Below are 14,024 nucleotides of genomic sequence, written 5' to 3'. Positions count from 1 at the left end.
AATTTTCAAACGCGGCCAGTCTGGCCCCACGATTATCAGACGCGGCCAGTCTGGCCCCATGATTATCAGACGCGGCCAGTCTGGCCGCGGTGACGTAAATAATGATCCGCAATCGCGCAAGCGAGCATTGCCTCACCAATCGGCACAGCACGGATGCCAACGCACGGGTCATGACGGCCTTTGGTCATAACATCCACTTCCTTCTTATCCACATCAATAGAACGACGTGTCGTGAGAATGGATGAGGTCGGCTTCACGGCAAAGCGAGCAATAATCGGTGCACCGGTTGCAATACCGCCAAGAATACCACCGGCATTATTCGACAGGAAGACCGGATTGCCATCGGCATCAATGCGCATTTCATCGGCATTTTCTTCACCGGTCAGCGTCGCAGCCTCAAAGCCATTACCGATTTCAACACCTTTTACTGCAGGGATCGACATCAGATTGGACGCAATATCCTGATCCAGTTTGGCATAAAGCGGTGCGCCGATACCGGCAGGCACACCTTCAGCCACAACCTCAATCACTGCACCAATGGAGGAACCATTTTTACGGATACCATCGAGATAATTGGCGAACAGTTCTACTGAGCCTGCATCCGGTGTGAAAAACGGATTATTGTCGACTTCAGCCCAATCCCAGCGGGAGCGGTCAATCTTGTGAATGCCCATGCCTACCAATGCTGCACGGATTCTCAAACCCGGCACAACTTTGCGGGCAATCGCACCGGCAGCAACACGCGCTGCGGTTTCACGCGCAGAAGAACGTCCGCCGCCACGATAATCGCGCAGGCCATATTTTACATCATAAGCATAATCCGCATGACCCGGACGGTATTGACGGGCAATCTCGCCATAATCTTTTGAACGCTGATCCACGTTCTCAATCATCATGGAAATCGGCGTACCGGTGGTAGTCATCACCCCGTCTTCACTGGTGAGAACACCGGATAATACCCGCACATGATCCGGCTCGCGGCGCTGCGTGGTATATTTTGACTGACCCGGCTTGCGCTTATCAAGATAGGCCTGAATTTCAGCTTCGGTAAATTGAATACCCGGAGGGCAGCCATCAATAATACAACCCAGCGCCGGACCATGGCTTTCGCCCCAGGTCGTCACGCGGAAAAGATGGCCAAAGCTGTTATGCGACATAGAAAACCCCAAGATTGAACCGGTTCTTTGCGGTTCATTTTAATTTCAGTTTGGTAATCTGTTTCTATTCGCCTTTTAAGCGGTGGTCAAACAAGAGAAAGACAGGCGCACAAAAAAGCAGCGCCAATCGATACTGTTTGCGGTATCGGCACCATATGACCGGAAAATGTTGCGAAATTCTGCGGATATAGTCTAGTCTGAACAACAGAGCATTTCAGAGAAGCAAGTCGTTCTAATGCCATAATTGACCTGCAGCTTTGGAACCGGATTTTTATAACGCACAAGGATTTCTCATGCGTATTTTGGCCATTCTCACGGTGTTACTCGCCCCGCTTTTTGCAGGCACAGCGCTTGCAGACGATGCTGAGGGTAAGATCACCAAGATCAATGAAGATACGGAAACCATTACGCTGGACAACGGTAAAGATTACCGCCTGCCCGGAGAATTCGATTATAGTGCGATTGAAAAGGGCATGAAGGTTATCGTCACCTATGATCTCGTCGATAATGTTCGCTATATCAGCAATATTGACGAAGCCGACGGCGGTTAAACCCGCAATTACCGGCCATTATAAAATGACAAAAGCGCCGTTTCCGGCGCTTTTTTATTATGCAGAAGCTGCTTTATTCAAACCCATTCAAGACGGTTGTTTTCAAGCTTCAGAAGCTTGTCCTGCGGCACGGAAAGATGCGCGGCATCCTGCCCGCTCATGCCTTCAACCAGATAGAACAAGGTGCGAATACAACCGCCATGGGTTACGCACACTGTTTTGCCCTTCACGCTTTCAAGCCATTTGGCAACACGTCCTGAAAGAATCATATAGCTTTCGGCATGTTCACCCGGCGGAACAAAGTTCCATTTGTCACGCTCGCGCTGCTGCAAGAGACTTGCACTGCCGACACCGGCAGCCTCGAACTCTTCCATCATATGCCCCTGCCAGTCGCCGAAATGCACCTCCATCAACAGAGGATCGGTGCGGTAAGCCAGCGGGTCGAGCCCCATACGGGTGCGGATACGCTCCATCGTTTCACGGGTACGGCGCAGAGGACTTGCAACAAAGTCAAATCCTTCTGCAGTACCAATCAGCGACTTCAGCATATCGCCGTTGCGGTCAGCCTGCGTGCGGCCATGGGCATTGATATCAATGTCCATCTGCCCCTGCACACGCTGGGAGACATTCCAGTCCGTCTCGCCATGACGCGAGAAGTAAATGATTTCCCGTGCCATCCCTGCTGTCCTCAGTCTTTTACAACCGAAATATCCGGTGCATCCACGGCCTTCATACCGATTGTATGATAGCCGCTGTCAACATGGTGAACTTCACCAGTCACGGAACGGGAGAGATCGGAGAGGAAATACAGGCCAGAATCGCCGACTTCTTCAATGCTGACGGTACGACGCAGCGGTGCGTTATACTCGTTCCATTTCAGAATGTAACGGAAATCGCCGATCCCGGAAGCTGCAAGCGTTTTGATCGGACCGGCGGAAATCGCATTAACGCGAATATTCTGCGGGCCGAGATCAACAGCCAGATATTTCACGCTGGCTTCCAGTGCGGCCTTGGCAACACCCATCACATTGTAGTTCGGCATGACTTTTTCTGCACCGTAATAGGTGAGTGTCAGCATTGAACCGCCATCTGTCATCAGTTTCTCCGCGCGCTTAGCCAGCGCAGTGAAGGAATAAACCGAGATCAGCATTGTGTTGGAAAAGTTCTCTGCCGAAGTATCGAGATAACGGCCAGTCAGCTCATCCTTATCAGAGAAGCCGATAGCATGAACGAGGAAGTCGAGCTTACCCCATTTCTCTTCGATCAGAGCGAAAACCGCATCCATAGATGCATCGTCAGTCACGTCGCAATGGCCGCAAACCAACGCGTCCAGTTCAGCCGCAAGCGGCTCGACGCGCTTCTTCATCGCATCGCCCTGATAAGTTAAAGCGATCTCCGCACCGGCATCCCGTGCAGCCTTGGCAATACCCCAGGCGATTGAGCGATTATTGGCCAAACCTAAGATCAGCCCGCGTTTTCCTTGCAACAAACCGGATTTGGTGGTCATTCACCATACCTCATAAAAAAATATAATCTGAATAGCTGCCTATCGCACAGCACAGCATTGGCTTCAAGCAAGGACAGTAAATTTTGTCCCCCTTCCCCTTGAAAGCAGGTATTTAAGTGCAAATATCAGCTTATTGTTTCTAATATGTAACGGTTCCCGTCAGTAATATAAAGCAGTATTCACGGGCGCTAATCCACCCGTGAATCACTTTATCCTGCCCGTGAACGCAATAGCGATTCGAGCTCTTCATCACCATTTTCAGGCAACATAATCCGGATATGCACGAATAAATCCGCAGCATCTCCCGTTTTATTAGGCAATCCTTTGCCCTTAAGACGCAAAATCTTATCCGAGCTTGACCAGGCAGGAATACGCACGGCCACACGTCCGCTCAAAGTTTCCACTTCCGCACGGGCACCAAGCACCGCATCACTGAGCTGCACCGGCAAATCAAGATGCAAATCACGCCCGTCCTGACGGAAACGCGGGTGTTTTTTGAAGTTGATAGTTACCAATGCATCACCGTCAACAGCACCGGGAATAGTTTCTCCCTGACCTTTCAGGCGGATTGTCTGACCGTCCTCAACATATTTCGGCAGTTTGATTGACAGTTTCTTGCCGTTCGGGAAGACAGCTTCAACCTTCTCAGCTCCTGCGGCCTGTTCCAGTGAAACAGAGATCGAGGCTTTCAGATCCGGTGCCTTTGACGGTGCACGGCTGCGTGTCCGGCCTCCGCCGCCGCCAAAACCACCACCGAAAATACTACTCAAAATGTCCTCTGCGCCGTCAAAACCGCCCTGCTGGAAGCCGCCAGCACCTTGCCCGCCGGGGCCACCCCGACGAAAACCTGCGAACGGATCGCCCTGAAAACCACCGCCCTGACCGCCAAAACCATGGCCGGCAAAACCTGCCGGTTTTCCTTCGGCATCGATCTCACCGCGATCAAACTGACCGCGTTTGTCTTTGTCGCCGATAATTTCATAGGCCTGATTAATTTCGGCAAATTTCTCCTGCGCCTTCGGATCATCCTGATTCTGGTCCGGATGATATTTCTTGGCCAGTTTACGAAAAGCAGATTTTACTTCTTCAGGCTTCGCCGTTTTAGCGACGCCCAATACGCTATAGGGATCGCGCATAATATTCCTTCATGGCTGCGGTGATTGCCAAACAGAATCACCTGTCATCTGATAAGAGCTTAGCGCATACGGCACCATTTTACCGCGCGGATTAAACACCCGATCAGCTTGTAAAGACAGCGACAGTGTTTCACGGCATGGTTCCGGCATGCTTTTATACAGCAATATGCGTATCAATACGGCTGTTTTCCAGATGTTAAACGGCAAATATAGCCGTTCATCTGCAAAATCTGGCGTTCAATTTCTGTATAATTATTAAATCGGAGCGAAAGAGGTCAGAGCCCAGGCACCACCCTGCGCCATGCAAGCTTGTCCGCGATAAAGTGCAGCACCGTCAAAGGCTTCGCGCGAGGTTTCAAATTCGCGGCACAGTCCGGCATCCGTCTTTTTCTCGGCGACTGTGGTGATTGTTCCCTGACTGCCGGTATCCGGATTAGCCCATGGGATCGGCGTTTTGCCCCATTGCGTGAAATTCAGAGCCGAAACCACATTCCGGATGGTGTTCTGATCCGATACTTTACTGCTGTCATTAACCTCTGCTGTTACAGCAGGCTGTTTTGCGACAGAACCGGTAATACTGTTTTTATCCGGCATCGCTTTTTCGAGATCAAAACCGGACATTGCACAACCGGACAGGACAGAAACAGTGCAAGCGATCATAAGAAAACGGCAGGATGCCCCCCGCATCAACTGCAAAAAACCGCTTTTCTGTAATTCTGAAGTCATTGTAGTGACTGGCAAATGATCGTCCTGACAGGCTGAAGAACAGAATATCCGCAAGGACATTCCGGTGTTAATTGAAAACAGGCCTTTATTATGTGCCGGTCTGCGTTAACAAGCGGTATGCGCAGAAGGTAAACAAATCGATAGCAGCCGTCAAAGGCTTCTGAAACATGTTTTCACAGCATTTCGCATATGCGCCGGTTTATTATCGATTTGCGATTATTTCTTGTTGTTTTCACGGCTATTTCCCATCTGCAGGCCGAAGAAAAATATGACACCCATCCGGTATCCATCCGGTATCCAGCCGGTTTTTTGTACAATAATAAACTTGCGGGTCTTCACAAGCTCAGCCGCTCATGCAAGTTATGCTGGTCATGATGATGGAAGCGCGGATTTAAGTACCGCTGAAGCCTTCCGATTACCAAGCAAGTGAACATACCGATATGACAACATCAGCGAATGATTTTACAACTGCAACCGAGCCTTTTCGTCTGTTTGCAGAATGGCTTGAGGATGCAACAAAATCCGAGCCGAATGATCCGAATGCTGTTGCAGTGGCAACTGTAGACGAAAGCGGCATGCCGAATGTGCGCATGGTGCTGCTGAAGGATTTCGATGAGCATGGCTTTGTATTCTATACAAATTATGAGAGCCAGAAGGGTTGCGAAATCCTGTCAGCCGGTAAAGCAGCCATGTGCTTCCATTGGAAATCTCTGCGCCGTCAGATCCGTGTGCGCGGCCCTGTCGAACAGGTAACGGCTGAGGAAGCTGATACTTATTACCAGTCGCGCCCGCGCGGCAGTCGCATCGGCGCATGGGCTTCCAAACAATCCCGCCCGCTGGAAAGCCGCTTTGCACTGGAAAAAGCGGTTGCCGAATATACTGCGCGCTATGCCATCGGTGAAATTCCGCGCCCTGAATACTGGTCGGGTTTCCGTATCAAACCAACTTATATCGAATTCTGGCATGACCGTCCGTTCCGCCTGCATGATCGCTTGATCTTCAAACGCGATGCACCGGAAGGCGATTGGACAACCCAGAAATTCTATCCGTAAACAAAAAAGCCGCTCTTGTTCAGAGCGGCTTTTTTATTGTCTGATCCAGATCAGATCACCGGCTTGATCACAACCCACAAAGAGCCGAGCACCAGACCGGCAAAGATCAGCCAGCCGACAATATTATTGGAGCGGAACAGGCGCAGGCATTGCTCCGGATTATCAATATCCAGCACAACAATCTGGCGGTAGAGATGCACACCGGCTGCAAGCAGACCGGCCAGTGCAGGCATCGGCACTTCTGCCACAGCAAACGCACCGGCAAAGCACATCAGCGCACCGCCATAAAGCAGCATCAGCGCCAGTTTGGTTTTCTCGCCGAACAAACGGGCAGTCGAGCGCACACCCACCAGCGCATCATCCTCCTTATCCTGATGAGCATAGATCGTATCATAACCGATCGTCCACAGGATCGCGCCGATATAAAGCAGCACAGGCGAAAGTGACAGAGAACCGGTTTGTGCCGACCACGCCACCAATGCACCCCACGAAAAAGCCATACCCAGCACCAGCTGCGGCCAGTCGGTAATGCGCTTCATAAACGGATAGGCCGCGACAATCACCAGCGAAGCAAAGCTTAACGCGACTGTAAACCAGTTGAATTGCAGCACCACAGCAAGACCGGCCAGACATTGCAACCCTAAGAAAACCCAAGCCTGTTTGCGGCTGACCTGACCGGATGGCAGCGGGCGGGAACGGGTACGTGCAACCTTATCGTCGATATCCTGATCTGCCAGATCATTGAGTGTGCAACCGGCTCCGCGCATGGCAATAGCACCGATCAGAAACAGCACCATATGCCAAAGCGAAGGCAGCACGCTCCAGATATCATCACCGGCTTTAGCACCGGCACTCGCTACCAAAGCTGCCGACCACAGGCATGGCCAAAGCAGCAGCTGCCAGCCAATCGGACGATCCCAGCGGGCAAGCTGCGCATAAGGCCACAGGCTTGGCGGCAATAACCGGTAGACCCAATGGCCGGACGGCGCGTCCATAACCTTGCCCGTTTGCCCGCGTGCCTGAATCTGAACCATTTTATGCAAACCTTTCGCAGTCGCATTCTCATAAATGCTTTTAAATTCTCTACCGATTTCGTAAAGGAGGAGCAAGCCTCAAGCACATATGGAGAAATGCCTGTGACCACCTCCCCCTCAGACGCTCTTAAAGTTCTGCTGATCGGCTCCGGTGGCCGTGAACACGCGCTCAGCTGGAAACTGGCAGCATCTCCGCTGCTCGGCACCCTCTATTGCACACCGGGCAATCCGGGCATTGCCGAATGTGCCACACTGATTGATCTGGATATTGATGATCATGACGCCGTGATTGCCTTCTGTCATAGTTTTGAGATTGATCTGGTGGTGGTCGGCCCTGAAGCGCCGCTGGTAGCCGGTATTACCGATCCGCTGATCGCTGCAGGCATTAAAGTTTTTGGCCCTTCACAGGCCGCGGCTCAGCTTGAAGGCTCCAAAGGTTTTACCAAAGATCTTTGTGCCCGTTTTGATATTCCGACCGGCAGCTATGGCCGCTTTAATAACGCGCCAAAGGCCAAGGCCTATATCCGTGAGCAAGGTGCGCCGATTGTTGTTAAAGCCGATGGTCTCGCCGCCGGTAAAGGTGTGGTCGTTGCCATGACTTTGGAAGAAGCACTGGATGCCGTAGATGCCTGTTTTGAAGGCCATTTCGGCGATGCCGGTGCTGAAGTTGTGGTTGAAGAGTTTCTTGACGGTGAAGAGGCCAGCTTCTTCTGCATTTGTGACGGCACCACAGCCTTGCCTTTTGGCAGCGCACAGGACCACAAGCGTGTCGGTGACGGCGATACCGGTGCCAATACCGGCGGTATGGGTGCTTATTCTCCTGCGCCAATCATGGATGAAGCCATGACGGAACGGGTGATGAAGGAGCTGATTGAGCCGACAATGCGCGGCATGGCCGAGATCGGCACACCTTTCAGTGGTGTGCTGTTTGCCGGTCTGATGATCGGCAAAGACGGCCCTAAGCTGATTGAATATAATACCCGCTTCGGCGATCCCGAATGTCAGGTGCTGATGACCCGCCTCAAAGACGACCTGCTGGTGATCATGCTGGCGGCGGTCAACAAAATGCTGGATCAGGTTTCAATCCGTTGGAGCGACGATGCCGCCCTCACCGTGGTGATGGCAGCGGAAGGCTATCCGGCTTCCCCGCGCAAAGGTACTGTCATCAAAGGCATTGAAGAGGCTGATGCTCTGCCGGATGTAAAAGTGTTCCATGCAGGCACTGTGCATAAAGATGGCGAGTTGCTGGCTAATGGCGGTCGCGTTCTCAATGTTACAGCCACCGGAAAGACAGTTTCCGAGGCTCAGGCGAAAGCCTATCAGGCTGTGTCTAAAATCGACTGGGCTGGTGGCTTCTGCCGTTCGGATATTGGTTGGCGTGCCGTTGAACGGGAAAAATCAGCCCGATAATCGCTTTTACACCCGCCTTCTGAAACCCACCTCTTCGGCGGGTTTTTTCTTGTTTTGCTGCCCTGAGAATTTATTGACGTTTACGTAATAAGCCGATACCAATATTTGCAGGAGAATTACGGCTGCATTCTTTCACCGGAATGCGCCAAACGGAGGAAGCAGATGTATCGCGCGCCACTTGCTGAAATCAGCCAGACACTCAATCAGGTTGCAGGCCTGCCGGAACTTTTGAAAACCGGGCTGTTTTCAGAATTATCACCGGATATTGTCGAAGCCATTTTGCAGGAAGCGGCAAAGTTCAGCGAGACGCGCATCACTCCGCTACGCACCAAAGGCGATCATCAGGGCGCAACCCTGAAAGATGCGCAGGTCACCACGGCAGATGGCTGGAAAGAACTTTACAGAGACTGGACGGATGGTGGATGGAACGCCCTGACCGGCGATCCTGTCTATGGTGGTCAAGGCCTGCCGACTTTGCTCTCGGTTGCCGTTGCGGAAATGTGGAACTCCGGTTCGCTCGGCTTTGCTATTGCTTCAACCCTGACGATGGGTGCAGTTGAAGCGCTGGAACATCATGCCAGCGATGAACTGAAAAACACCTATCTCGAAAAGCTGATTTCCGGTGAATGGTCAGGCACCATGAACCTCACCGAGCCGCAAGCTGGTTCCGATCTCGGTGCTTTGCGTTGCCGCGCTGAACGGGCGGATGACGGGACATACCGGATTTTCGGGCAAAAAATCTTTATCACCTATGGCGAGCATGATCTGACCGATAATATCGTGCATCTGGTTCTGGCGCGCCTGCCCGATGCACCGGCAGGAACGAAGGGAATTTCGCTGTTTCTGGTGCCGAAATATCTGGTCAATAAAGACGGCTCGCTTGGCGCACGCAATGATGTGTTCTGCGCCGGACTCGAAGAAAAGCTCGGCCTTCACTCCTCACCGACCTGCACCATGATTTATGGTGACGGTTTTGGTGATACGGGTGAAAAAGGTGCTGTCGGCTATCTGATCGGCGAGGAGCATAAAGGCCTCGTCTATATGTTCACCATGATGAACAATGCCCGTCTGCTGGTCGGTATTCAGGGCGTTGCGATTGCCGAAGCTGCCTACCAGAAAGCCCGCGCCTATGCGGCGGAGCGGCGTCAGGGACGTGCCCTGAATGCGCCGAAGGGCGCAGAAATGAGCCCGATCATCGAGCATCCCGATATCCAGCGCATGTTGCTGACCATGAAAGGGTTGACACAGGCTTCCCGTGCGATTTGCTATGCTACCGCACAGGCGCTGGATATGGCCAAAGCCGACAGCGCCAAAGCGGACTTCTGGGCAAACCGTGCCAGCCTGCTGACCCCGCTTTCCAAGGCTTTCTCCACCGATAGCGGTGTGGATGTGGCATCCCTCGGCATTCAAGTGCATGGCGGCATGGGTTATATTGAAGAAACCGGCGCCGCTCAGTTGCTGCGCGATGCCCGTATCCTGCCAATTTATGAAGGTACCAATGGCATTCAGGCCATGGATCTGGTGATGCGCAAATTACCACTGGAAAATGGCGGTCATATTCATGGCTTTCTGCAGGAATTACGCGACATTGCCGGACAAGCCAAAACCTCCGGCAAGCTCTCCGCAATCGTTCCGCAGCTTGAATTCGCGCTGGATGCTACAGAAGAAGTCACGCGCTTCCTGCAGGATTGCATAGTTAAAGGCGACAACCAGACAGCGCTTTGTGGTGCCACACCCTATCAGCGCTTGCTCTCGCTGACTGTCGGCGCGCTTTATCTCACCAAAGCCGGATTGCATGACAACCGTACTGCTGCCCTTGCCGGTTTCTTTGCCGAAAACACGCTTCAGGAAACTGCCGCGCTTAAACAGGTCGTGCTCAATGGTGCAGCCAGCCTGACCAATGCCGCAACAATTTTGCAGGATATTTGATGATGAGCGACTTTCTTCAGATTGAACGTCAGGATGCAGTGCAGATTATCCGCCTCAACCGGCCGGAAAAGAAAAATGCCATCACCCGCGATATGTATCACGGTATTGCCGAGGCACTGAAACAGGCTGATACCGACGACACTATCCGTGTTAGCGTTATTTTAGGCCAGCCCGGTGCATTCTCCGCCGGAAATGACATGCAGGACTTTATGCATGCAGCACTGTCACAAGGCAGCCTCGGTGCAGAGATTATCGACTTTCTGCATACGCTGGCACTGACACGTAAACCACTGATCTCCGGTGTGGACGGGCTGGCAATCGGGGTCGGCACCACACTGAACCTGCATTGCGACCTGACCTTTGCCTCGCCGCGTTCCGTGTTCCACACACCTTTTGTCGATCTCGGGCTGGTACCGGAGGCCGGCTCAAGCCTGCTCGGCCCTAAAATCATGGGCTACCAGCGTGCCTTTGCCCTGCTGGCGATGGGGGAAGCCATGACTGCGGAACAGGCACTGGAAGCCGGCATTGTCTGGCGCATTGTGCCGGAAGCAGAGCTGGAAGCGGAAGTGCTCAAAACCGCACAAAAGCTTGCAGCCCGCCCGCCTGCTGCCCTGCAACTGACCCGTGATTTGTTACGCAGCGCCGCAGAACCGCTCACAGACCGGATTGATCGCGAGGCACAGATTTTTTCTGATCGCCTGAAATCTGCAGAGACTGCACAGGCTGTCGGCGCGTTTCTTTCCCGCAAGAAATAACTCCACCGCAAAGCAAAACACCACATGCCCCTTCAAGCATGTGGTGTTTTGCATGTTCTGTGCCTGGAGATCACATATTTAATTCTTTAAACGCGCGAGATAATCTCAGTTTTTTAAACTCGCGAAATAATTTCCTGTCTTTTAAACTCGCGAAATAATTTCAGCTTTTTTACACTCGCGAGATGATCTCGCGGCCAGAAATCTTCAAACTTACGCCCAGCGAACCGGTTTTGCGGCGTGCCAGAAAACGCGGACGACGACGGCGCGGTTCCTGCCCCTGACGACGCTCTGTGCTGGCTGAAGCTGTAACACCGCCAATGCTGTCATAAAGCGGACGGGCAACACCATCGGCCTCAACCAGAAGCATCGGCAGCTTGTAAGCATTCGCCCATGCATGCCAGTCGGCAGCAACATCATCCAGATCATGCGCCACCAGCAGCGGCACAGACATTTGCGGATCTTCGTGCATCAGTTCCAGTGTCACGGTAATCAGACCCTGTTCATCTTCAACCGCACGGGCAGTCACACCGAGAAACACATGGGCAGGTAATGCCACAGACATAGGCAAACCGCTGGAAGGCAATACGCGTCGCAGCACTGCGCCACGTTCATTAATCGTAAAAGTCACATCTTCCTGCTCCCCCGCGGAAGCGTAAGATACGCTCTGAGGGAACTGGAAAGGATCGAGACGGATCTCCCTGCTCGCCCAAACTGGTTTGTCCTGTTTTTCCAGCATCTGGTTCATTGTTTTCGCGCCCTGTACCTTCTGAGAACCGCTGTTATTTTTATTTTCGGTCCTGTTATATTTGCGAGCCTTTTTGGCTTCGTTAGACACAAGAATAGCGCGGCAAAGTCACCAATCTGCTTAAATGACACGGTTAATGCTTCTGTCTTTGCGGGAATGGTTTACAGATTCCAACTATCGGCCAAGCAGAAGTAAGATTTCGGAAAGGCCGGTAAACAGCATTTAAACCATGAAAATCAGCGAATATTTATGATTTTTAACAAGAGTTAAACAATAGGCGCCTGTTCTGCTTCGCCAACAGCATTTTACCGCTTCCGGAGCTTCCAAATCTGAAGATTGTCTGAAAACCACCATCCGTCAGCAACCAGTTATTAAGGCTGAGGCTGTGGACATTAAATCCGCGTTAAACACGCCGGACAGCACATCAATCTTTTGCTAACCGCGTTTTTGCTGCTCAGAATGTGGATATTTACCGCTCGTTTATGATGAGCGGTGGGCAAAGCGGCCTGTTTTTAATAATTGAGCCGCCGCTTCTTAACGAAACGGCGGCTCAAGTTTAAATTTTAACAAGGCTCAATTCAAAGCAGCTTGTCCGGATTCATAATATTCTTCGGATCAAAAGCCTGTTTGATCCGGCGCATGAGTTCCAGCGCCAGCGGCTGTTTGAACGCCCGCAATTCTTCACGCTTCAGCGCGCCGATACCGTGCTCTGCCGAGATGGAACCATTATAGTGCATCACAATCGTATGGATGCGATGGTTGAGCTCATGCCAGCGCGCCAGAAAAGCCTGTTTATCCGCTCCCACCGGTTGCGAAACATTATAATGCAGATTGCCGTCGCCAATATGACCGAAGCAGACCACACGCGCAGACGGGATCATTTCCTCAACTGCAATCGCCGCTTCGGCAAGGAATGCAGGGATTGAAGCAACAGGCACAGAAATATCATGTTTGATTGAGCCACCTTCCGGTTTCTGCGCCGGAGACATTTCTTCACGCATTTTCCAGAACAGATCAGCCTGCGCACCATTTTGCGCAATGGCTGCATCCTGCACCAGTCCGGTCTCAAAACCTTGCGTCAGAACAGCTTCCATCATTTCCTGCGCATCCGCCTCTGAACGCGCAGAGGAAATCTCGATCAACACATACCACGGATAGGCATTTTCCAGCGGATCGCGCGCTTCTGCGATATGGCGGAGGATAAATTCCATGCCGATGCGCGGCATCAGCTCAAAGCCGGTCAGCGACTGCCCTGCCTGATCGGTAGCCAAGCGGAACAGCTGCACCACATCTTGCCCCGACTGCAATCCTGCATAGGCCACCGCTTTGCCTTTCGGCTGCGGGTGTATTTTCAGCACCGCTGCAGTGATAATTCCAAGCGTGCCTTCCGCACCGATAAACAAATCACGCAAATCATAGCCGGTATTGTCTTTTTTCACGCGACGCAGATCATTCAGCACCTGCCCGTCCGGCAAGACGACTTCAAGACCAAGGCATAATTCACGCATATTACCATAGGCCAGCACAGCCGTACCACCGGCATTGGACGAGAGATTGCCACCGATCTGGCAGGAACCCTCCGCGCCCAAAGATAGCGGAAACAACCGCCCCGCATCCTGCACGGCTTCCTGCAAGTTTTGCAAAACCACACCAGCCTCAACCGTGACAAGATTGCCGATCGTATCAATGTTGCGGATTTCATTGAGGCGCGACAGCGAGAGAATGATCGCCCGTCCGCTGGCATCCGGCTGCTGCGCACCGACAAGGCCGGTATTTCCGCCCTGCGGCACCACAGGTGTAGCGGTCTCATAGGCCAGTTTCATAATGGCAGAGACTTCTTCCACCGATGCAGGGCGCAGTACCAAGGCGGCGCGGCCATGAAACAGATCACGTGGTTCGCTTAAATAGGAAATCTGATCGACCGGATCGCGGAGTGCATTTTTCTCACCGACAATTGCAGTGAAGCGCGCAATCAACTCTTCTGAAATCGTCATCATCTGTTTCCGCCCAAATTCAACTAAT

Annotated in this window: 13 protein-coding genes; 5 read left to right on the top strand and 8 right to left on the bottom strand. The window is 52.3% G+C overall.

Annotation, left to right across the window (positions count from 1 at the left end; translation table 11 throughout):
* Positions 1 to 65: 65 nt before the first annotated feature.
* Positions 66 to 1,157 carry a chorismate synthase gene (aroC, locus tag HBA93_RS10130; RefSeq protein ID WP_221723185.1) on the bottom strand — a complete coding sequence of 364 codons (1,092 nt, stop codon included), beginning with the start codon at positions 1,155 to 1,157 and terminating at the stop codon, positions 66 to 68.
* A gap of 293 nt (positions 1,158 to 1,450) precedes the next feature.
* Between aroC and HBA93_RS10125 the strand changes: the two genes are divergently transcribed.
* A complete protein-coding gene (locus HBA93_RS10125) occupies positions 1,451 to 1,708 on the top strand; it encodes a DUF1344 domain-containing protein (RefSeq protein ID WP_022709980.1) in 258 nt (85 codons plus the stop codon).
* Positions 1,709 to 1,785: 77 nt separating this feature from the next.
* On the opposite strand, the gene HBA93_RS10120 is transcribed toward HBA93_RS10125, so the two are convergent.
* The 4 genes from HBA93_RS10120 to HBA93_RS10105 form a co-directional block, all read right to left on the bottom strand.
* A complete protein-coding gene (locus HBA93_RS10120; RefSeq protein ID WP_116087062.1) occupies positions 1,786 to 2,385 on the bottom strand; it encodes a histidine phosphatase family protein in 600 nt (199 codons plus the stop codon).
* A gap of 11 nt (positions 2,386 to 2,396) precedes the next feature.
* Entirely contained in the window at positions 2,397 to 3,215 is an 819-nt protein-coding gene (fabI, locus tag HBA93_RS10115) for an enoyl-ACP reductase FabI (RefSeq protein WP_116087060.1), read from the bottom strand.
* Positions 3,216 to 3,424: 209 nt separating this feature from the next.
* A complete protein-coding gene (locus tag HBA93_RS10110) occupies positions 3,425 to 4,351 on the bottom strand; it encodes a DnaJ C-terminal domain-containing protein (protein ID WP_121991804.1) in 927 nt (308 codons plus the stop codon).
* Between the two features lie 255 nt (positions 4,352 to 4,606).
* Positions 4,607 to 5,077 (bottom strand): RT0821/Lpp0805 family surface protein, encoded by a 471-nt coding sequence (locus HBA93_RS10105; protein WP_502910079.1) that lies wholly within the window; start codon positions 5,075 to 5,077, stop codon positions 4,607 to 4,609.
* Positions 5,078 to 5,517: 440 nt separating this feature from the next.
* Between HBA93_RS10105 and pdxH the strand changes: the two genes are divergently transcribed.
* Complete coding sequence (gene pdxH / locus HBA93_RS10100) at positions 5,518 to 6,129, top strand: pyridoxamine 5'-phosphate oxidase (protein ID WP_121991805.1); 612 nt, start codon at positions 5,518 to 5,520, stop codon at positions 6,127 to 6,129.
* A 50-nt stretch (positions 6,130 to 6,179) separates the two neighbouring features.
* Here pdxH and ubiA read toward each other — a convergent pair whose 3' ends face one another.
* Positions 6,180 to 7,163, bottom strand: coding sequence for a 4-hydroxybenzoate octaprenyltransferase (gene ubiA / locus HBA93_RS10095; protein WP_221723184.1), 984 nt, complete (start codon positions 7,161 to 7,163; stop codon positions 6,180 to 6,182).
* A 102-nt stretch (positions 7,164 to 7,265) separates the two neighbouring features.
* Between ubiA and purD the strand changes: the two genes are divergently transcribed.
* The 3 genes from purD to HBA93_RS10080 all read left to right on the top strand — a co-directional run bounded on the left by purD (position 7,266) and on the right by HBA93_RS10080 (position 11,257).
* Entirely contained in the window at positions 7,266 to 8,573 is a 1,308-nt protein-coding gene (gene purD / locus HBA93_RS10090; RefSeq protein WP_353619338.1) for a phosphoribosylamine--glycine ligase, read from the top strand.
* 162 nt (positions 8,574 to 8,735) lie between these two features.
* Positions 8,736 to 10,502, top strand: coding sequence for an acyl-CoA dehydrogenase family protein (locus HBA93_RS10085; protein WP_221723182.1), 1,767 nt, complete (start codon positions 8,736 to 8,738; stop codon positions 10,500 to 10,502).
* Positions 10,503 to 10,504: 2 nt separating this feature from the next.
* Complete coding sequence (locus tag HBA93_RS10080; protein WP_221723181.1) at positions 10,505 to 11,257, top strand: crotonase/enoyl-CoA hydratase family protein; 753 nt, start codon at positions 10,505 to 10,507, stop codon at positions 11,255 to 11,257.
* 169 nt (positions 11,258 to 11,426) lie between these two features.
* On the opposite strand, the gene HBA93_RS10075 is transcribed toward HBA93_RS10080, so the two are convergent.
* Both HBA93_RS10075 and HBA93_RS10070 read right to left on the bottom strand, forming a co-directional pair.
* On the bottom strand, positions 11,427 to 11,993 hold the full coding sequence (locus HBA93_RS10075) for a DUF6101 family protein (protein WP_221723222.1): 567 nt from the start codon (positions 11,991 to 11,993) through the stop codon (positions 11,427 to 11,429).
* Between the two features lie 587 nt (positions 11,994 to 12,580).
* Positions 12,581 to 13,999 (bottom strand): FAD-binding oxidoreductase, encoded by a 1,419-nt coding sequence (locus HBA93_RS10070; RefSeq protein WP_221723180.1) that lies wholly within the window; start codon positions 13,997 to 13,999, stop codon positions 12,581 to 12,583.
* Positions 14,000 to 14,024: the final 25 nt, after the last annotated feature.

The organism is Ochrobactrum sp. SFR4, from assembly GCF_019730395.1.
In the GTDB taxonomy this organism is placed as follows: domain Bacteria; phylum Pseudomonadota; class Alphaproteobacteria; order Rhizobiales; family Rhizobiaceae; genus Pseudochrobactrum.
The sequence above is the reverse complement of the archived record's forward strand: the minus strand, read 5'-3'. Positions and strand labels throughout refer to the sequence as shown.